Annotated in this window: 23 protein-coding genes; 10 read left to right on the top strand and 13 right to left on the bottom strand. The window is 43.7% G+C overall.

Going from position 1 to position 20,100, the window contains the following annotated elements:
• The first annotated feature begins 39 nt into the window (after positions 1–39).
• Complete coding sequence (trxA, locus tag A3IE_RS0103665; RefSeq protein ID WP_020394234.1) at positions 40–411, top strand: thioredoxin; 372 nt, start codon at positions 40–42, stop codon at positions 409–411.
• A 66-nt stretch (positions 412–477) separates the two neighbouring features.
• Here the strand turns inward: trxA and A3IE_RS0103660 are convergent, their stop codons facing one another.
• The 4 genes from A3IE_RS0103660 to A3IE_RS0103645 all read right to left on the bottom strand — a co-directional run bounded on the left by A3IE_RS0103660 (position 478) and on the right by A3IE_RS0103645 (position 4,451).
• Entirely contained in the window at positions 478–984 is a 507-nt protein-coding gene (locus A3IE_RS0103660) for a hypothetical protein (protein ID WP_020394233.1), read from the bottom strand.
• 247 nt (positions 985–1,231) lie between these two features.
• Positions 1,232–1,579, bottom strand: coding sequence for a peptidase associated/transthyretin-like domain-containing protein (locus A3IE_RS0103655; protein ID WP_157832830.1), 348 nt, complete (start codon positions 1,577–1,579; stop codon positions 1,232–1,234).
• A gap of 335 nt (positions 1,580–1,914) precedes the next feature.
• Complete coding sequence (recN, locus tag A3IE_RS0103650) at positions 1,915–3,585, bottom strand: DNA repair protein RecN (protein WP_020394231.1); 1,671 nt, start codon at positions 3,583–3,585, stop codon at positions 1,915–1,917.
• Positions 3,585–4,451: an NAD(+) kinase gene (locus A3IE_RS0103645; protein WP_026154762.1), complete on the bottom strand. Its 867-nt coding sequence runs from the start codon at positions 4,449–4,451 to the stop codon at positions 3,585–3,587. The genes recN and A3IE_RS0103645 overlap by 1 nt, the downstream gene beginning before the upstream one ends.
• 216 nt (positions 4,452–4,667) lie before the next feature.
• Between A3IE_RS0103645 and hrcA the strand changes: the two genes are divergently transcribed.
• Entirely contained in the window at positions 4,668–5,726 is a 1,059-nt protein-coding gene (gene hrcA, locus A3IE_RS0103640; RefSeq protein ID WP_020394229.1) for a heat-inducible transcriptional repressor HrcA, read from the top strand.
• A gap of 13 nt (positions 5,727–5,739) precedes the next feature.
• Here the strand turns inward: hrcA and A3IE_RS0103635 are convergent, their stop codons facing one another.
• Positions 5,740–7,614, bottom strand: a complete 1,875-nt coding sequence (locus tag A3IE_RS0103635; RefSeq protein ID WP_020394228.1) for a hypothetical protein — start codon at positions 7,612–7,614, stop codon at positions 5,740–5,742.
• 185 nt (positions 7,615–7,799) lie between these two features.
• Here A3IE_RS0103635 and rpoH point away from each other — a divergent pair, with 185 nt between their 5' ends.
• Positions 7,800–8,666, top strand: a complete 867-nt coding sequence (gene rpoH / locus A3IE_RS0103630; protein ID WP_020394227.1) for an RNA polymerase sigma factor RpoH — start codon at positions 7,800–7,802, stop codon at positions 8,664–8,666.
• 50 nt (positions 8,667–8,716) lie between these two features.
• On the opposite strand, the gene A3IE_RS19790 is transcribed toward rpoH, so the two are convergent.
• Positions 8,717–9,190, bottom strand: coding sequence for a type II toxin-antitoxin system RatA family toxin (locus A3IE_RS19790; protein ID WP_020394226.1), 474 nt, complete (start codon positions 9,188–9,190; stop codon positions 8,717–8,719).
• Positions 9,191–9,810: 620 nt separating this feature from the next.
• Here A3IE_RS19790 and A3IE_RS0103620 point away from each other — a divergent pair.
• Positions 9,811–10,401 carry an HNH endonuclease gene (locus tag A3IE_RS0103620; protein ID WP_020394225.1) on the top strand — a complete coding sequence of 197 codons (591 nt, stop codon included), beginning with the start codon at positions 9,811–9,813 and terminating at the stop codon, positions 10,399–10,401.
• Between the two features lie 107 nt (positions 10,402–10,508).
• Positions 10,509–11,054 carry a hypothetical protein gene (locus A3IE_RS0103615; protein WP_157832829.1) on the top strand — a complete coding sequence of 182 codons (546 nt, stop codon included), beginning with the start codon at positions 10,509–10,511 and terminating at the stop codon, positions 11,052–11,054.
• Here A3IE_RS0103615 and A3IE_RS0103610 read toward each other — a convergent pair whose 3' ends face one another.
• Both A3IE_RS0103610 and yddG read right to left on the bottom strand, forming a co-directional pair.
• Entirely contained in the window at positions 11,055–11,831 is a 777-nt protein-coding gene (locus A3IE_RS0103610) for an SPOR domain-containing protein (protein WP_020394223.1), read from the bottom strand.
• Between the two features lie 93 nt (positions 11,832–11,924).
• Complete coding sequence (gene yddG / locus A3IE_RS19785) at positions 11,925–12,818, bottom strand: aromatic amino acid exporter YddG (RefSeq protein ID WP_020394222.1); 894 nt, start codon at positions 12,816–12,818, stop codon at positions 11,925–11,927.
• A 492-nt stretch (positions 12,819–13,310) separates the two neighbouring features.
• Between yddG and A3IE_RS0103595 the strand changes: the two genes are divergently transcribed.
• Together A3IE_RS0103595 and A3IE_RS0103590 are read left to right on the top strand one after the other, a co-directional pair.
• Entirely contained in the window at positions 13,311–13,628 is a 318-nt protein-coding gene (locus A3IE_RS0103595; RefSeq protein ID WP_020394221.1) for a hypothetical protein, read from the top strand.
• 190 nt (positions 13,629–13,818) lie between these two features.
• A complete protein-coding gene (locus A3IE_RS0103590) occupies positions 13,819–14,790 on the top strand; it encodes an ATP-grasp domain-containing protein (RefSeq protein WP_020394220.1) in 972 nt (323 codons plus the stop codon).
• A 128-nt stretch (positions 14,791–14,918) separates the two neighbouring features.
• On the opposite strand, the gene A3IE_RS0103585 is transcribed toward A3IE_RS0103590, so the two are convergent.
• From A3IE_RS0103585 to A3IE_RS0103565, 5 genes are read right to left on the bottom strand one after another with little or no spacing between them, the layout of a single operon-like run.
• Positions 14,919–15,281, bottom strand: a complete 363-nt coding sequence (locus A3IE_RS0103585) for a roadblock/LC7 domain-containing protein (protein WP_020394219.1) — start codon at positions 15,279–15,281, stop codon at positions 14,919–14,921.
• Between the two features lie 51 nt (positions 15,282–15,332).
• Positions 15,333–15,980, bottom strand: coding sequence for a hypothetical protein (locus tag A3IE_RS0103580; protein WP_020394218.1), 648 nt, complete (start codon positions 15,978–15,980; stop codon positions 15,333–15,335).
• Positions 15,980–16,522 carry a GTP-binding protein gene (locus tag A3IE_RS0103575; RefSeq protein WP_020394217.1) on the bottom strand — a complete coding sequence of 181 codons (543 nt, stop codon included), beginning with the start codon at positions 16,520–16,522 and terminating at the stop codon, positions 15,980–15,982. Before A3IE_RS0103575 ends, A3IE_RS0103580 begins: the two co-directional genes overlap by 1 nt.
• Positions 16,523–16,527: 5 nt before the next feature.
• A complete protein-coding gene (locus tag A3IE_RS21850) occupies positions 16,528–17,859 on the bottom strand; it encodes an ANTAR domain-containing protein (RefSeq protein WP_020394216.1) in 1,332 nt (443 codons plus the stop codon).
• Positions 17,860–17,881: 22 nt separating this feature from the next.
• Positions 17,882–18,556, bottom strand: coding sequence for a type IV pilus assembly protein FimV (locus A3IE_RS0103565; RefSeq protein ID WP_169333048.1), 675 nt, complete (start codon positions 18,554–18,556; stop codon positions 17,882–17,884).
• Positions 18,557–18,785: 229 nt separating this feature from the next.
• On the opposite strand from A3IE_RS0103565, the gene A3IE_RS0103560 reads away from it, so the two are divergent.
• The 3 genes from A3IE_RS0103560 (at position 18,786) to A3IE_RS0103550 (ending at position 19,994) form a co-directional block, all read left to right on the top strand.
• Positions 18,786–19,169, top strand: a complete 384-nt coding sequence (locus tag A3IE_RS0103560) for a hypothetical protein (protein WP_020394214.1) — start codon at positions 18,786–18,788, stop codon at positions 19,167–19,169.
• Positions 19,170–19,240: 71 nt separating this feature from the next.
• The gene (locus A3IE_RS0103555; protein ID WP_020394213.1) at positions 19,241–19,594 is read left to right on the top strand and encodes a bactofilin family protein; all 354 of its coding nucleotides are present in this window, start codon (positions 19,241–19,243) and stop codon (positions 19,592–19,594) included.
• Between the two features lie 208 nt (positions 19,595–19,802).
• Entirely contained in the window at positions 19,803–19,994 is a 192-nt protein-coding gene (locus tag A3IE_RS0103550) for a hypothetical protein (protein WP_020394212.1), read from the top strand.
• Positions 19,995–20,100 lie beyond the last annotated feature (106 nt).

Below are 20,100 nucleotides of genomic sequence, written 5' to 3'. Positions count from 1 at the left end.
TTCCCAGCCATAATTCTTGATTAAGAGGAAACGATTGCCATGGCAACCAAAGATATTACTGCTGCTGATTTCGACCAAGTGATTAGCACTAATGACATTGTTATTTTAGATTTTTGGGCGGAATGGTGTGGCCCTTGCAAAGCCTTTGCGCCTATTTTTCATGATGTGTCTGAAAAGCATCCTGATATTGTTTTTGCCAAAGTGGATACCGATGCAGAGCAAGAGTTAGCAGGGCATTTCCAAATCCGCTCCATCCCAACCCTCATGATCTTCCGTGAGCAGGTTATGATGTTTGCGCAACCAGGTATGTTAAGCGCACCACAATTAGAAGAACTCATTAAGAATGTGCGTGACGTGGATATGGCGAAAGTACACGAAGAAATTGCTAAACAACAGCAAGAAGAAGCCTAAACTTGTATTGCTGAGCTGCATCGTTCGTGGAAAAATGCAGCTCGCCTCAAAGTTAAGAGATTACAGTTAAGATAAAGACTTATTGATATGAATCAGGCGATATTGCTCTAGTAATAAATGAACAATGTAGCCAATGCTAGTCGCTAAGAAAATAGGTACAACCGTATTAGCACCAAGCGTCAGATAGCCAAGCACACCTACTAATAAAGGTAGAATCACAATCGCGCTCATATAGCGGGTGTAATCACGGTATAAAGAAATGCGATCTAGTAGCCACCATGCACCGTGAAAAAGTAAATAAGCTGCAAACCAGCCCAATACAATATCAGTAGGTCGATAAAAATAAACTGCAATTGGTGTTACAAAGGCCGCTACGGCTGTGCTTGCCCGTATCACTTGGTACGATTCACAGCTTGGATTTTGAATAGCGGGTAAATGCCCTCCTAAATAGCCACTAAAGATAATGGCCGCTAGTGTTAGCCAATCTAGTTCGGGTAAAAAGTAGTTACTGATAATACCAGCGGTTCCGCCCACTAAAATGGCAGCTAAGTTGTGTACTTTAAAGCTTACCATAGATGTTTCTCCGCAAATTCATAGCCTTTGCCCATTCGATAGTTCTGTTTATTAGAATACATTAGTACAGACGATTGGCTGAATATCATACAGTCTAGTTAATCGTCTGTCTTTCCTTATACGACTAACTGGAGGGTATTTAGTTCGGAAGGTGCTGATGGATAGCAAAGAGCTGCGCTACCAGTGGGGGCTAATAGCGCAGATTGATATTGAGTGATAGGTAAGGGAAAAGACTGGTTGTTTTGATTTAATCTAAAGGTATGTTGATACGGTTAGTGGTATCAGCCATGACAAAAAAGTCGCGTTTGCGCGCTGCTTGACCTTTTATTTTAGCCACGGCGGTATAACGACCTGGTGGCAAAGCGCCTATCGTGAACGAGTGGCGCGTCGAAGTATGCGGCAAGCCAGTGGGAACGCCGGCGCGATCAACGCGATAAACTTCCCAACTAACGGGCTGGAACGCTGGACTATTATTAATGGTTGCCACCAATCTCACTTCGGCTACTTTATTATTTCCAGCCCAAGCAGCACCCACTGCACCACTTAGGCCAAATAGCAAAGCCATTGATAGGCTTACATTGATGAAGTATTTCATGGGATCCTCCCTGAGAATCATCAACTACTTGAACGTCGGTTAAAAATTACTTATGACGCCGATACGCGTTGATTTTTTCCTTAAAATTAACGCTTCTAGGTTAGGTGATTAGTGCAATCAAGAGTTCAATCAAAATTCGATATTAAGTTTTTATTCATAATAAGCTGTATAAATTTTGATAGTTTGGTGAGCGCCAATCGTTGCCTTACTAAGAACTGTAACGCTTGAGTTAAATAAGCGTTGACAGCGAGCATGACATGCTAAGTGAGAGGATGGTAAAGCGCTTGGTCAGACGTTAAAAAACATCCGATGAAATGTAGGCTGATTTATGCAAATTAATTAGTACGATTGATCATTTCTTGGGCTAATGTGCGGGTTGCCGGTGTAATATCCATGCCTCCCATCATCCGTGCTAATTCTTCAACACGGGCTTCATCCGCTAGTATTTCAATCGCAGTACGAGTGGTATCTTGGGTTTTACGCTTGGTAATTTTGTAATGGTGGTGTGCTTGAGCGGCGACTTGAGCTAGGTGTGTTACACATAAAATTTGGCGTGTTTTGCCGAGCTGGCGCAGTTGTGTGCCAACCACTTCCGCAATACCCCCACCAATACCGGTATCCACCTCATCGAAAATCAAGGCAGGTAAGCTAAGTCTTTGAGCGGCAATCATTTGAATCGCTAAGCTGATCCGCGATAGCTCTCCACCCGAAGCGACTTTTACTAAGGGCTTTAAAGGTTGTCCGGGGTTAGCGCTAACTAAAAATTCAACTTGTTCTAAACCATTGGCGTGTGGCTCAGAATCAGGGTAGGGGAGTAGCGCAACCTCAAAACGGCCACCCTGCATCCCTAACTGTTGCATGGCTTGAGTGACTTGCGTTGATAAGTGATCTGCGGCTTGGTGACGTTGTTTAGAAAGTTTTTGCGCTATTTTTTGATAATGCTCACTGGCTTGGATGAGCTTGGTTTGGAGCGCGGCTAGGTCGTAATCATCGCTGTCGAGCGCCTTGAGTTCGGTTTGTAGCTGGTTTAAATGCGCAGCGAGTTGTTCAGGCTCTAAGCGATATTTACGCGCTATGGCGCGAATATCAGCAATACGTTGCTCTACCCATTGTAGTCGCTTCGGATCACTCTCCAAATGCTCCGCGTAATCACGTAGCCAATATGCTGCTTCTTTTAATTGGATTTGTGCACTAGTCATTAAATCAAGAGGCGTACTCAGCCTTTCATCATGCTGTACTTCGCGCGATAAAGCTTGAATGAGATAACTCAGTTGTGAGTAAAGGGATGGCTCATCTTCGTATAAAACATGATGACTTTGTTCAGCGCTAGCCTTGAGCTGATCCGCGTAAGACAAGCGTGTTAATTCTTCATCCAATGCGGCAACTTCAGCATCGCCAAGGGCTAATTGTTCCAATTCTTGTACTTGAAAATTTAGCAAATCAAGGCGCTCTTGGTATTGCTGGCTTTGTGAGGTGAGCGCTTGTAAGCGGTCGTTTAGCTGTTTCCAAGTGCGCCATGCGGCATGGGTTTGCGCTAAGACTAGGGTTTCACCAGCAAACTCGTCTAAGAGCTTAAGCTGCATGTCTTTTTTCATTAAGGATTGATGTTCATGCTGGCCATGAATATCGACCATTAATTCACCCAATTCGCGCAATAAGCTGAGGGTTACGGGCGAGCCATTAATCCACGCGCGTGATTTGCCTTGATTGGTAATTATGCGTCTTAAGATACAGGTATGATCTTCTGCTTCTAACGATTGTTCCGCTAGCCAAGTCTGAGCTTCGGGAACGGCCTGAATATCAACACTGAGGGTTATTTCTGCTTTCTCTGAGCCATGCCGTATGCTGGTTGTGTCTGCTTTATCACCTAATACCAAGCCAATCGCATCAAGAAGAATCGATTTGCCAGCGCCGGTTTCGCCCGTGAGTGCGGTCATGCCAGCCTGAAAATCCAACTCCAAATTATCAATAATGGCAAAGTCACGAATCTGCAGATGTGTCAGCATTACAGTTGAGTTCCCCAATGCAATTTGGTACGCAGGATATGATAGTAGTCATAGTGCTGTGGATGCAGTAAGCGCATTTTTTCGGGGTAAGCCTTAATCACCAAACGATCATCCGATTGCAAATCAATATTTTGATGTCCATCAAAAGAAACCCGTGAATCGACAGAGCGTTGGCTGCCTAATTTAATTTCAATTTGATTTTGATTTGGTACGAGTAAAGGGCGGCTACTGAGGGTATGTGGGCAAATAGGAACCAGCAGGGTGGCATCCATGGAGGGATAAATAATAGGGCCGCCACTAGACAAGGCATAGGCAGTCGATCCGGTGGGTGTCGCGATAATCATGCCATCGGCGCGTTGAGTGTTAACGAAATGCCCATTAATATAGGTGGTAAATTCAATCATGCGAATCTGATGGCGTGCATGTAGAACCACATCATTTAAGGCAATATTTTCCCCTAATTGTTCAGCACCGCGCCAAGCACTTGCTTGTAATAAGCAACGTGGTTCTTCAATAAATTCGCCGTTGAGGATTTTTTCCAACTGAATCAGCATCTCACTGGGCGAAATATCAACCAGAAAACCTACGCGCCCAAGATTAACGCCGAGAATCGGTACGCTATAGGCGGTTAATAAACGCCCAGCACTCAGCAAGGTTCCATCGCCACCTACCACAATCGCTAAGTCAATTTGTCTGGCAAGCACAAGCTCATCGGTAGCAGGAATATTTAATAAGCTGGCGGGTATCTCAGTCGCATAAACAGCATAGTGCCTAGCGCTTAAATAGTCCCACAGCAGGCGCAACGTGGCCTCTACGGTTTCACCTTCTTGTTTTGAAAACAAGCCAATAGCGTTAAATGCATTCATGTGTGGTGTTTTAGCAAACCTGATTGGAAAAGAATTGTCTAAAAGATGCTTCAGTGCCGATGCATTGTAGCGATAACGATACAAAAACGCTAAAGTGCAAGCATAGCCTTTAAAGACGCAAGGCAATATGATTTATCTGTTTATGGCTTGAAATGTGCATCTAAGGTACTTATTTTAAAAATGTTTCAACCTAAGTGATCATGAGTTAATTCCAACATGGCAGCGTTTCAACATTCTTCTGATTTAAATGATCGCGCCCAGCATTTATTAAAAGTGTTGGTGGAAGCTTATATTGCTGATGGCCAACCAGTGGGGTCGCGTACCTTAGCCAAACGTAGCGGCCTCGACCTCAGTGCCGCGACTATTCGTAATGTCATGGCTGATTTGGAAGAGATGGGCTATATCAGCTCGCCCCATACCTCCGCAGGACGCGTACCGACCTCGCAAGGGTATCGCTTATTTGTTGATTCTTTATTACAAGTTCGCCCCTTAGAATCAGAGGATGTTACGATCCTACAAGGGCGTTTAAATGCCAGTCGCGATCCCAATAGCTTAATACAATCAGCCTCTAATTTATTGTCTGGCATTACCTCTTTGACTGGTGTGGTCACTCTGCCACGGCGTAATCCTTCGGCGATTCGCCAGATTGAATTTATGCGCTTGTCAGAACGTCAAGTCTTAGTGATTTTGGTGTTTAGCCGCAATGAGGTGCAAAACCGTATTATTGAATTGGAAACTGATCTGTCGACAGCCGAATTACATCAAGCTGCTAATTTTCTCAATGAATGCTTAATCGGCAAGGATATTCATGCGGCGCGCCATGTTTTATTGGAAGAAATGCGTGAGCACCGTGCGGAAATGGATCGCCTGATGCAAGCTGCTATTACCTTGGGCGAGCGTGCCTTTGACGGGATGGAGCTGCACAGTGACCAAGATTGTATTATTGCCGGTGAAACCAATTTGATGAGTTATGAGGACTTATCTGATATTAAAAAATTGCGTGATTTATTCGGTGCATTCACCCGTAAGCGCGATATTTTGAGTTTATTGGATAAAACCATTCAGGCGGATGGCGTACAAATCTTCATTGGGCGTGAGGCGGGTTACAATGTTTTTGATGATTGCAGCTTAGTCACTGCACCCTACTCATTGGATAATGAGCATATTGGCGTATTAGGTGTGATTGGCCCGAAGCGCATGCGTTACGATCGCGTGATTGCTGTTGTTGATCTCACTGCCAAACTATTAGGCGTTGCGCTACAATCGCGCTCTTAAGCGTTTTGAAATGCTACAAGGATTGTTGCTTTAGCACGTGCAATTGCGCATCTTTTTGTCTTAAGAATTTTTCTTTAATCAACAGTTGTTGGTTCAATTGATTAATCATTTGGTCTTTTAATTGCACGATCTTATCGCGCTGCGCTAATTGATTGTCATGCTCCTTGCGATCACCTTGGAGTTGCTGTAATGCTATTTGTAATTGATGGAAATGTGTTTCATACGACGGCATTTTGGGCATGGTTGACGCTGCTGGCGTTTGGCTCACTTGCGCATGGAGTTCTTGTAAATGTTGGGTGATTTGCTGCAAGTTTTGCTGAGTGGTTTCTTGATAATGGCGTAAAGAAGTTGCCAGCCGTTTTAAAATGTTTTCTTGCTCAGGATTCGCTGCTGGCGTGGCGGTAAGGTGAGCAATCTTTTCTTGTAGCGCATCATTTTGTTGTTGAGTGGTCGCTTCAATTAATTTGCTAACCACTTTTAGCTGACGTTGTAAATCTGTGTTTAATTGTTGAATATCCTGCTTAAAGCTATTGATGAGCGTTTGTTGCTGTTGCTGCAACTGATTCAGCGCCATTTGTTCATTTTCTACTGTTTGATCTTGTAGTGCTTGTAAGCGATCTAATTGCTCTTTGATTTTTTGTTCGCGTTCTAGGCTAATTTGATCGCGTTGCGTTAATAAACCTTCGCGCTCATTCGCTTGTGTTTCTAGCTTTTTGACAATGTGCTCGCGCTCAAATAATTGCAGATCACGCTGATCCATTTGCTGCTCGCGTTGTTGCAAGGTATCGGCTATTTGTTTGAGTTGACGCTGATCGGCACCTGATGCTTCCAATTGCTCCTGCAGCTTTTTAATGTCTTCTTGTAGCGCATTAATTTGTTGGTAAAGTTGATTGATCTGAGCGTCACGCTGCGCAATATCATTATCACGTGCTTGCAATTGATGGAATTGTGAAGTGATTTGCTCATCGCGCCGACTAATTTGCTGTTCGTGTGCCGCAATTGCTTGATCTTTTTCTTGCAGTAAATTATCGCGTTGGCGGATTAATTGCTCATATTGAATCGCGTACTGTTCTTTCTCGTGTAGTAAGCGTGCTTGTTGCGCTAATTGCTCATTGCGAATGCTAATTTGATCGACTTCATTTTTTAACTGCTGATCACGTTCGCTTACTTGCTCATCACGTGTACGTATAACCTCATCGCGTTGTTGTAACTGCTGATACAGCGCCTGAATGATGTGGTCGCGCTCTTGAATATGTCGATCACGCTCTGCCAAATACACGCCATGATCGGCAAACATTTTTTCTTGATTATGGCGCTCATGCTGTTGCTCACCAATCCAAGCTTGCAACTCACGCAGATGTAACTCATATTTTTCAATGGTTTGATCGCGTTGCGCAATTTGTTTATCACGCGCCTCTAGCTCACGATCACGCTTATCTAAATGCCGATCTTTTTCTTCTAATAATTTGTCACGTTGCCGAACAAACTCATCCCGTTCCCGCAAATTTTTTTCAAAATAAAGCTGATTTTTTTCATTTTCTTGGATGCGCTTTTCGAGCGTTTGAATCCAAACCTCACGATCTTTGATAATGGCTTCGCGATCTTGGGTCGCTTTGTCGCGCTCAGAAAAATGAGTGGCAAACTGTTGCAAATGTTGCTGATAGACTAATTCTTGTGCTTGATGCTGTTGCAGTAATTGCTCTTTGCTTTGCAACAATTGTTCGCGCTGGGCGAGGGCACGCTCTAGCTCCTCAATGACGGCATCACGGTTATACAAACGTGCAGAAAGTCGGGCAATTTGTGTTTGCGCACTGTTCTGATCAGGAGAAGCCGTAGTGTGGCCGCTATCTGACGCGACCTCGGTTAAGGACGGGTGTTGTGTATTCATGCAATTATAATAATTAGTTATCGCAGCCCAGGTAGCATCACTTTATCACGTTTTGTTGAATGGCAAATTAAACTAGCGGGCTAATTTTTTAATAAATAATCGGTAGCTAACCAAACTTCTGGGGTTATTAGCACTCTAACTAAAAGAGTGCTAATATAGGCGCATTAAAGTTTAGGAGATTGATTATGGCGAGTGCATTGATGCAGCGTGGACAGAGTTTACCAGTGCCGGTTGGCAATCTGGAAAGCTATATCCATGCCATTCATTCAATCCCAGTTCTGGATGCAGAGCAAGAACACAAACTAGCGGTGAGCTTGCATCGGGATAATGACTTGGAAGCAGCACGTAAGCTGATTCTGCATAATTTACGTTTCGTGGTAAAAGTAGCCCGTGGTTACAACGGTTATGGTTTGCCCTTAAGCGATTTGGTACAAGAAGGTAATGTGGGTTTGATGAAAGCGGTGAAGCGCTTCGACCCTGAGATGAATGTGCGTTTGATCTCCTTTGCCGTGCATTGGATTCGTGCGGAAATTCATGAATTCATTCTGCGCAACTGGAAGATTGTTAAAGTGGCGACCACCAAAGCGCAGCGTAAATTATTCTTTAATTTGCGTAGTAGCAAAACGCGTTTAGGTTGGTTATCCAACGATCAAGCAGAAGAAGTGGCGCAAGATTTGGGTGTCAGTAAAGCTGATGTGCTGGAAATGGAACAGCGCATGGGCGCTCAAGATGTGTCCTTTGATTTATCACCTGATCAGGAAGACGATGAGCAAGCTTATTCACCGAGTCATTATTTAGCCGCAGAATCCGCTGATCCAGCCGAAGCATTGGAAGCAGAGGAATGGGAGACGTATACCCGTGATCGTTTTCAAAGTGCCTTAGCGAGTTTAGATGCGCGTAGCCAAGATATTTTGGCAAGCCGTTGGTTGACTGAGGATAAAGCGACCTTGCAAGATTTGGCGGACAAATATCAGGTATCAGCCGAGCGTATTCGTCAGTTAGAAAATGCGGCAGTGAAAAAATTACGTGGCGCGATGGAAGTTGTAGCATAAGCTCTTAAAGCTTCATTTTTTAAGATTAAGGTCGCATTGGCGGCCTTTTTTTATGACTGCTTGTTTAATGAAGCACTAAATATAGCTTCACAATAGCGTTTTAAGCCATCAAGGCGTGCCTGCACATGGCGGCCAAAATACCACGAGATTATTTTATTGGTGATAATTGGTAGAAACCATGTTTGTGCTTGAATGGTATATTTGAAAATTGCCTTCGTATGCCCATTAGGTAAGGGTTTGAATAACCAACTTCCTGCAAAAACCTTTAGTATTTTTGGCCCTTGTATCATTTTGATCGCGGCTATGTTCGGTGGTTTTACTTGAATAAATTGTACCACCATGCTTAAGCCCGATTTAGCTATTATCTTTACTTGCGCGCCAACCTTAACTTGTGTTGTGCCATCCAAAAATTCAATGTTTTCGGGAAATGGATCCCAGTCATAGCGCTGGGCATAGTCTTGAGAGATAGAGTAGACTTGCTCTGGCGTAGCATGGATGTGGGTGTGGAATTCGAGATTAGCCATAAGATACCTTAGCGTATAGCTTTACGCCTAGTGTGGTCTTATCCTCACAAAAATGCAAAAGGCCGCACGAGCAGCCTTTTAAACTGTGGGTGTCGTATTAACCGAACAACACCACTGAAAAAAAGATTAACCAAGCGAATGCTACCAATCCAATAACGATTGCCATGGGTAGGCCATAGTCCCAGCTCAACATTGCGATTACTCCAGATTCAAAATTATATCGATCATAATAAAAGCCTGCTTGCTTCTCAAGTTTCACTGAAGGGCTATTCTTATCGCTTGAACCCAGCAGCTAGAGCAGGTTTAGCCAAAAAACGCCTCAGAAAGCACACTAATCCAACTGAGGATAATCAGGCAGCTAAGGAACAGTGCAGCCCAAGAGCGGTCTAGTAAGGATGGCATCTGGCTATTTCCGAGTGATAAAGCGAGTCACCATAGGATAACGCAGTGTCAGGCGAGGTGCTTGATGTTCATCAATATCTGCGCGAACTACGTTTATTCAGTTAAGTAATGATTTCATAAAATAAGGGCTTGACATTTTTTATAAAAACCCTTCATGGTTTAGCCATGTTCAACCAATAGGATAAAGGCAACTTAAGCCCCAAAGAAGGAACGAGCCAATGGCTAACTTACAACAACTCATTTTGCGTACAGATATTAGCGGTATGCCGTTGGAATGGGTTCATTACCAAACGGCAGTGAGGCTTTATTACACTCATCAGGTAGCTTATACCTGTGGTACAACATTGATGCGTGTACAAGGTGGTATAAACGCCAAAACAGGACTACGCAGTCAACTCGAACTCAATTCTATTATTGCGACTTATGGCAGCAAGCAGGATTTATTTGGCGAGACTTATGTTCCGCCCTTGAGTAATCCGACTTTATTTAAGCGTGATGACCATTTGTGTTTGTATTGTGGCGAACACTTCCCGTCCGCCGAATTATCACGCGATCATGTTAAACCAATTGTCAAAGGGGGTAAGGATCGCTGGAACAATGTGGTGACAGCCTGCAAAGTATGCAATAGCCGCAAAGGTGGGCGCACACCGGAAGAGGCGGGGATGCCCTTGTTAGCGATACCGTTCCAGCCAACCTATGTTGAATACATTTATCTACAAGGTAGGAGTATTCTGGCGGATCAAATGGAGTTTCTAAGCGCCCACTTTCCGCGTGGTAGTAGCTTACGTGAACGTTGTCTGGCGAATTGATCAGTTGATCACAATTTACCAGCTTTTTTAACGTTTCTTGACTATAGTTAGAGTGCGAAATGGAACGCACCGTAAACGCTAATTTGTCATTAAGCTAAGTTATTAGTTTGACCATTCAGTTAGGACAACAATATTACACATTACCCTCATCATTGGGCGCAGGCGTATTGTTAAGTTTTTGTCTACTCGGATTGACGGGATGTGATGAGCGTGACCCCCCAGCAGCGCCACAGTCATTGCCATTACCCGAGCGTAACGAGATGAGTTTCACTACCGATATGGCCGATATAGCGGGTCAGTCGCTAGTGTTATGGCAGGATGCCGGAAAGTGTCGATTGCAGATTCGTATTAAGGGAAAGCGTCAACAGGGCGACAGATGGTTAATCCCAACTGCGCCCTGTTATTTTATTAAATCGCCTGGCACAAGCCGAGCCCAAATCTTTCAGCATGATAAAACCACGCGGGTTCTTGCTGTCCTAGGTTCTCCCAAACTAGATGCTCCCAAAACCCCTATGCATTGCGGACAACAAATTCAAGGTGTGCTGATTTCTGCTAAGGGAGCGATTGACTTAACAAAGCAGTTAGTCGATGGGAATTATTGTGTGAATCAAGGATTAGATAATGCGATTTATTCACGCTTAGCCATGCCGTGATTAATTCACCATAATCACAAAGCTTTCCGCCATGTTGGAAGGGTAGCGACGTTGGATTTGTGAGCGCACTGCAAAAGCATCACTACGATTGAGATAGTGTCCGATGCGCACTTTAAACAAGATACCTTTGCTATTTGACTCTTCTCGAATGACCGCTCTATAGCCATCGCGCCTTAAAGCACTGCGCAACTCGTAGGCAGCCTTTGAGTTGTAGCCCGAAAAGACCTGTACGGTGTAATACCCCCTTTGTAGATTGATAGGATAAGCTACCTCGTAAGGTTGGTCTTGTAGATAATCAGCAGTGGTTTTGACTCGGGGCGGGCGATATTTGGATGCAGGGCGGGTTTCGCTTGGCACGCTAGGAATAATCAATTCTTCCGCTGGTAATTCTTGAACAGTGACCGTGGTATTGTCGTTATTGGCGCGGCTATTGCCCCCAAACCAACTGCCCCAACTTGAGGTTTGAGAGGCTTGAGTAGTTTGTTGTGCCAGAGTATTTTCGGGCGTGCTATAGCTAGGACGATTGTAATAGGTGTCGTCAGTATAGCGGATTTGAGTATTGGATGGTTCTACGACACGGCTTTGGGTGGCGGGTGTTTGGCGTGTAAGACTGGAAGTGCTGGCGCGACCCAAAAGTTTTTTTATTTGTGGAAAAGGAAAGCCATCGCGTTTCCACTGTACCGCCAAGGAAACAACCACAATGACCATCAGCAAAACATGCAACAAACTCATTTTGCCAGTTTGGCGCGAAGGTTGTGCTGGTCTGTTTTTATACATGACATTCCTAAAAATAGAGTTCACCTGCCTTGTAAGGCTTTAAGAGATAGATTAGCGCAAAGTCAATGTTTCTCAAGCTAAAATTAGCGGTCTTTAAGTTGAGGACTGAGTGTCTTTTTTCCCTGCTCGACTCGCAAGAAGTGCTCCACCAACAATGGCACAAGCGGCCAGTGCTATTGTCCAGCTTGGCTCTGCACGACCTGCCACCACTAAAGCCAGTGCAGAAATTAAGGGGGCGGCATAGGATAAAACGCCAATAAGTGGTAGATTGCCGTGTTTCACCCCATAGTCCCAAGTGAAAAAGGCAATGCCCATCGGGCCAAGACCAATACCTAGAATACTTAGCCATTGCGTTGTGGTTTCTGGCCATTGGGTTTGTTCGAAAAACCAATGGCAGATGAAACCTAAGATTGCGGTGACCCCACAAAACCAACCTACGGCATCCGTAGGTACTTCTTTAACCAAACGACTGGCGACAGAATATGATGCCCATAAAATGGCACAAGCAAAAGCAATGGCATAACCCAGCATGTATTGACTATTAAACTGGCTTTTTCCTGCACCAATAAGTAGCCAGCAACCGGCTAAAGCAATTATGCCCCCAATGAGATGATAGGGGGTTAAGCGTTCGTGCGGCAGTAAAGCGGAAAAGATCACAATTAATAAAGGCCACAAATAAGCAATCAAACTGACCTCGATAGCAGGCGCTTTCGTCATGGCAAGAAAATAAAAAAAGTGATACGCAAAGAGACCATATATGCCTAAAAACCACGCCAATATGGGTTGTTTGATGTATTTCAGTCCAAAATGACCCTGTGTTATCCAGCGTCCCATCATTAATAAAAAGGCGATCGTGAACACCATGGAAAGTAATTGAAAAGGGGGAACGCGTCCATCTGTTAGGGAAGTTAATAGGGCTAAAAAACCCCAAACAATAATAGAAAATAGACCGAGCAAGGTGGCACGATGGTAGTTGGAATCCAACATGATGGTTACTCTAATGAACGCAAGGCTGCAGGGGCTATTGTAGGCGGGTTAAGTTAAGGGGGCTAGGCTTTGGCAGGGTTGCTGTTTATCTATACCGCCCATGTTAGCGGTATTTTTCTTGGATACTGATTGGCCTATTGGTTGCCCTTAAAGCATATCTAATTTATTGAAAATAAATCATAAAAAATCACAATAATTTACTTTCGCCAAATAATTATTTTTTATATTTAATTATTAAAATGTATCATAATGATTAGGCTGCAGTTATCTTAAGATTGTTGCCAGTTGTACGATCGTGTCTAGCCCCTTGTGCCAGAATTACTAAAGTAGGTAGTGATATTTAACAAGTTAGTAGACGCTTTTCGAAAATCAACTGCCTGTGCGCTGTCCTGAAATTTTAGCAGGGTTGGAATGTAATGAAGGCAGTGAGTTGACGATTGTTGAAACGGGTCTATTGAGTGTAATTTAATCCTGCCTTTGAGGAACATAGTCATGTCAGGAATCTTCAATTATCAAGTACCGGGTCGTATGCCGGTTGTTGCTGAATATATTATTATTAATCCTCAACCGAATAGCGATCCTGTAGCTAGTGTATTTAATATTTTAGGTGGCATTGAGAATATTGCTAACATGGTTGGTAGTTTCATTCAAAGTATTGGCAATCCTATCGGGAATCAGTCAATAGTAACACTGGCAACATTTGAATCACCTAGCTATAACTGGCCTCAAAATGCTGGTGCTACCCAGCAGAATACATTAGCCACCTTTGAAGCCCCGAACTTTGTATGGCCGCCAAATTGGCCTAGATAAGCTTGAGTTGCCCATCAGCTACGATGGAGTGCTTGGTAATTCAGGGCTTACAGATAAGGCTTGATAATTAGCTCAAGTGGTGGACTGAGGCATAAAAGTGCAAGTCCTATTAAGCGAAGTTTAGTTAAAGTAGAGTATGATCAGCTGAAATCCATACTCTATTTTAAAATACTATTTTCTAGCCATAATAATGAAAAAAAATATAGTAGTACTCGGTTATGAGTCTAATGCTCAAACTTTACACCAAGTTAAAACCCTTCAACAATTAGATGCTAATGTCGTTTTCATTAATCCTTATGGAAATGCGGGCATCTATTCTGCGTTTAGTTGGGAGGAGGGGAATATTATTTGGGATGGGCAGGTACTAAGTCCTGATCGTATTGATGGTATTCTAATCCAAGTCATTACCCCTGAAGTACCGGGAGAGGACGCCTTCAATACCGCTTCAGATCAAAAACTCAATTGGGAACAGTGGTTTCGGCATTTTTGCATACAACGTGATAGAAGCGATGCCTTACTTAGTTTACTGCTTCATTATGGCAATTTGGGTATCCCCATTTTTAATCCCGTCAGTCACTATCATTTGTCACGTTATAAGCCTTATCAAATTCAGCGTTTAAAAGAAGCTGGATGCCTATTGCCACCCACGCTTATTAGTAACAATCCCATAGCTGCGACGGAATTTATTCAAGCACACGGTCAATGTATTATGAAGCCTGTTGCAGGTGGAGCATTAACCCTATCGGCTAATGATTTGATTACATCAGGTCAAATACAATCATTAAGTCAAGTGCCAGCCATTATTCAAAAACGTATTCTAGGCAAAGACCTCCGTGTCACTCTGGTAGAGGATGAAATAGTTTCCTGTGTAGTAATTAATGTGCCTGAATCCAGTTTAGATTTTCGGGGGGGGCTTGATTATATTCACGGTAAAGTTCATTACGACAATTACCTATTGCCTGACGCTGTACAAGAACAGTGTCGGCGCGGTGCACAAGCAGTAGGATTACGTTATACAGGTATTGATATTCGGGTAACACCTAAGGGTGAATATTTTATGTTGGAATGTAATTCTGCACCGGTCTATTTAGGCATAGAACAGAAAATGGGGCATCCGATTACTGAAAAATTGTGTAAAGCCTTGCTCAAAGCAAAACCATAGGTCAGCAAGTATTGATAAGAGTACTACCTAATTTTTTAAGTGGCACTCTGAATGCTTAAAGAAAGGAATAATTGAAAAAGTCCCCACGTTTCAGTAAAACTGAAACGGGTTAGTAAATTGGATTTGGCTTAAATGATTTTAGCGATGTTTTCTGCTGCGCGTTTAACATCTAAAAAGATCAAGCCTAAACGTGCATTCGGTTTAGCGAGAACGGTGACTACAGCATCGTGTCCTGCATGAGTCATGAGAATATAGCCATTACCACCTTTAATTAAAACTTGTTCCAAACCACCACGCGCTAATTCTTCAGCGGTACGATCACCTAAGGATAACATTGCGGCACTCATGGCACCGACGCGGTCTTCATCCATTCCAGAAGGCAACATTGAAGCCATCATTAGCCCATCGGTGGATAAAACCGCAGAAGCTTCAATATCGGCTGAAGAGCCATTAAGATCGCTGAGAATCGAGTTCAGCATTTCAGAACGCATAGTTATTGATCTCCTAATAGATACAAACGTAGCTATCTCTACATAAAATTATTAATTACTAGAGCTAGGCTTGCCATAGCGCCGCTCTAAAGCCCAAATTAACTGTTTAAACGCGGGTTGATTCAGCTGCGGAATCCCACCCACAATCAAGGTAAAGCGATCTTGTCCGATATAAATAGGCCAGAAACCTATTTCACTATTGCCACTCGCGTCAATTAACCCCCACGCTTTCTGTCGATAACCTAAATTGCCTTGCAAGAGTTCTTTATGGCGTGTATACACAGCCGTGAGGTTAGCACTTAGCGCTGCCAGTTCTTCAGCCGCTTCATGCGGAAAGCCTGCGCTGCCTAAATATAAGCCGCGACTTTCCGCTAAGACCGCTTTGCCTTCATCCGACAAGCTACGCAAAAAACGGGGTAGTAAACGCTCTAGGGTTTCATGTGGCGCAGATTCTGGTTCATTAATGCCAACAATGAGGCCAGCTTCTTGTAGCCAATGGACGAACTCCAGTGCACGCTTTTTCTTAAGATTACTTAAGGCGCAAGCCACATCGACGGTGAATAGCGGGGTCTGCTCTTCGCATAAAAGATTATGGATAAAGGAGCGCCCCACTTCAGGGATGTTGTCTTGCACTGCATAATACACGCCCCCCGGGGTAGCGCTGATATATAAATTATCATTTAAAATGTATTCGCTCATTAGGCCTCCAATCCGGGATCGAGTGAATACAACAAAGCTTGGACTAAGGCAGTAACGTCGGCACGACTACGCGCATCTACTTCTAAAATAGGCGCTTTTAAAGAGAGTGAGTTCAGCCAGTGCCGATAGTCTTGGAGTGAGGGAGAACGTTGCATATCCATGCGCGTAATGCCGACCACTAGCTGTTGTTGTTGGATGAAGTCGCGAAACGCATTGGTATAAAACTTCATATCTTGAAAGGGGTCTTTACGCGTATTATCCAGCAATAAAATCAAACCAATACCGCCCTTGGTCAAAATATCCCACATAAAATCAAAGCGTTCCTGACCAGGAGTGCCATAGAGGTGGACGCGCTCGTTTTCACCGAGATGAATTAAACCATAATCCATGGCTACTGTAGTTTGTGGTTTGCGGCTTTTGGTCATATCTGATGCATATTCATCAGTGGTGACAATATCAATGTCACTAATGGAGGCAATCGCTGTTGTTTTGCCAGCGCCGACCGGACCCGTAAAAATAATTTTTTTGTTAACGGTAGTCATAGAGCTTAATGTTTGCCCCCTCCAAGTAAACGTTTGAGTAGCCGAGAGAATAAACCTCGGTTTTTCTTAGGTGTATCGCTTTCCTTAACCTCAGTGGTTTCCTGAGCAGCCACTAATAAATCCAGCATTGTGGTGGCATTATAAAACGCGAATATGTAGCGTTGAGGGATATTTAGCCCTTGCGCTATTTCGAATGCAGTGCCTGCTCGCTGCTGCCATGCAGCGGCTAAACGCATGGCATGGGGAATAAATTCTAAGCGAGTAAAGTTTGGCCAATATGTCAAGATCATGCGTTGATCCAGATTAGCAGATTGTGGGATACGCCCATTAGAACTTAATAAGCTTAAAGTCCAAATAAGCGCCTCTAAATCATAGCTATAATTTTTTAAATGCGCCGGCAAGCGTTCAATTTCAGTGACATCTGGGATGTACATTTGTACGCGTCCCGCTTGCAAGGTTTGCGTGCACAAATCGCTGAAGCGCTCACTATAAATATCCAAGCTAGTCAAGGCTTGCTGAGTCTGTGGCAAGAGCACAATTGAATCTTTCAGGTCAATCTTAAGTTGGACTGGCTGATTGGAACTTCGCGCTAGTTTCAAGGCCTCTTTGAGATTGTGTTGGAGTAGCTGATCTGTGTTGTATAGCAGTGCGCTAGTGCGCCATTGACTGGGGTGAATATCGGCCCGTGAACCACACAATTGTCGCCAGCGTTGTTCTAGTTGCAGGGGATCCGGTTCAGGTAGTGGTTCAGGCGTTTTTTTCCGATGTAACAGTACATTAGACTCACTCGGTTCTACTTCAGGTTCAGGCTGTGCAAATAATGACTGAGGTTTAGGGGTGGTTGGCGTTTCTTCCTCATCCTCGACCGGAATAACCAACGCCGGATATTTTTTTGTAGTATGACCTAAGCCAAAAGCTTGAGTTGATGTGACCAAGTTTTGGGGCGGTGCTTTAAACTGGGCGGTAGGCTGCTCATCATCGGCTTCTACTGAGGGTTTGCTAGCATACGAATCAGGCAATTTAACTAAAGAGCGTACCCGTTCAGCCACCTCAATCATCGATTTAAAGGTCAGGGGTTTTGCAAGCCAAATGCCGTGATCCGGTTGAATCTCACGCATCGCAAGTGCAATTAAGGGTTTATGCAAGCCTTGGCGTTGTTGCCATACTTGTTCTGAGCCGGGGAAATCAAAATCGATTAATAGCACCTCGGCTTCCGTTTCCTGAGTAAGGTGAAATAAATGTTTGCCTGCTCCGGCAAAGAAAAATTCCAAAATCGAACGATTCTGCGGGCTAATATGGAGTAGGGCAATGCGTAATGGAGGACTTGAGTTCACCATAGAGAAGGGGTGCTCTGCCACATTACCAACGTTGTGCTTCGATCTGTAGGTCTTTCCATCGACTAATCATCTCCATGCCTTGCGCTTCCATCGACATTAACAAGTTATTGAACGCCGTTTTATCACGAGTTGATTGATAAATGCTTAATAACTCATGTTGTAAAGCTTCGTCTGTACGTCCTGCGAGTAATTCTTGTTCCAATAACGTTTGAGCTTGTTCAACTTGCCCATATTCTAAACAAGCCTGTACTTCTTCCAACAGCGATGCATAATCTTGAGCATGGCTGGGACGGTTGATTTGTAATAGCGGGATGGGTTTGCTAGTCAACCCTGTGGCTAGCATAGAGCCTTCGAACCAAGTGTATTTTAAATGATCCGTATTTGCTTCTATGTTTTCGCTAAAAAACTGGTAGGAGCCTGCGGATAATTGGGGTTTGGCTAATTCCAGCATGCGTCGTTTCAATAAAGCCCCGCTATTGCCTAGCGCTAGAAATAAATCCAATAGGCTACCCTCTATAAAAGCTTCTAAGGGGCGTTCCACGACTAAGATAATGCGTTGAGCATGGGCGCGTAAATCAAGCGGATAGCGGCGTACATGGTGGGATAACAAACGCCATGTCGGAATAGTTTCATAGCCGAGCGGCAAATGTAATGCTTTTTCTTCCCCCAGACTAAAAGCCAACGGGAGATGAGGCATTGCCGCTGGGTTTGCTGTAGCAAATAAAGATTCGAGCATAAGTTGATGACAATAGAAAAAGTATGGTTAAGTTATAGCTGATTACTGGGCTGAAGGCATCGATTTTCTAATCATACCGTAGAAAATATTTAACTGAACACTTTTAGATAGCAAGTCGGGTCGTGTATTGTTGCTTGCCGCTGTTTTTATTGCACACAAGCATGGCTTTAACTGAATTGGAGTCAGTGACGTGTTTTATTTGATTGGACAAATATTTATCATTCTCCTAATAGCAACCCTATTAGGTTTGGGTTTGGGATGGTGGTCGCGTGGTTTAATGCGTGATTTGCGCGACGATTCTTTAGCTGAACTTGGTACCGCTGATCCTTTTGGTGCGCGGGCGCGTTTGGAGCAATGTCATCGGGATAATGCTAATTTGCGCCGTGAATTGCAGGAATCGCAACAACAATTAGAACAACGCCTGCATGTTGCCCAGCAAACGCAGGATAGTGACGCCTTAAGTGAACTACAGGGGGCTAATTCAATGATTAAGGCCTTATTAGAGGATTTACAAGAGCGCGATGATACAATAGCAATTTTAGAGCGTGAATTAGAACAGCATCGTACTAACTAGCGAAACGACGATAACGAGACAACCAAACTGGCAAGTTCGCTTGCTCTTACTCAATTTTTAGGAGAATTTTTATGGCAAGAAAGGGAGCAGAGGCCGCTTCATTATTTGAGGCAGATATTCAAATTATGGGCGATATCTCATTTGCCGGTGAACTTTATTTACAAGGCAAAGTAAATGGGAATATTGCCGCACCTAGCGAGTCGAATGCTTCTTTATTTGTGCAAGAGCATAGTGAAGTGAATGGCGAAATTCACTCACCTTTATTAGTGGTTTCTGGCAAAGTATCAGGCGATATCTTTTCAACGCGTCGTGTTACTTTAAGAGCAAGTGCTGAGGTGACGGGAAATATCCATTATGCTGAATTGCTGGTTGAGCAAGGGGCTAGTATTAATGGGCAACTCATATCTTTGTCCGCAAAATCTTAAGGATTTTTGACGTATATAGGGGTATTTGGTGAGACTAAGCTATTCAGCTCTTAGACAGGGTGATAAACTAAGGCTAGTCTTTCATCCTTAAAGAGTTGTGATGTTGACAGCAAGGAATGCTGAGTTGATTTAAAAATTCTGCTCTTTCCTTGCTGATTTGAACTCCTCATTAAATCATGTTCCCCTAAAATCCCTTTGGAGATCTACTATGAAATTATCTCGTGCTTTATTAGTTGCACTTTTTGCTGCTTTCGTTGTAACGGCTTGTGGTGGTAAAGAAGAAACTACAACGACTACTTCTACTACGACTACTGAGCAAAAGCCAGCAGCAGATGCAGCTCAAGGTGCTGCTACTTCCTCTACAACCACCACGACTACTGAGCAAAAACCAGCCCAGTAAATTAACCGTTTAGGTTGCTTTCATAGCAGGGTGAGTTCATCTCACCCTGTTTTTTTATGGGGCTTAGACTTTGCCAAGTTTGAGTCTTTGGGTATCCTCTAATCGA

The organism is Thiolinea disciformis DSM 14473 (assembly GCF_000371925.1).
GTDB lineage: Bacteria > Pseudomonadota > Gammaproteobacteria > Thiotrichales > Thiotrichaceae > Thiolinea > Thiolinea disciformis.
Note: the sequence above shows the minus strand (reverse complement) of the source record. Positions and strands in the feature narration are given on the sequence as shown.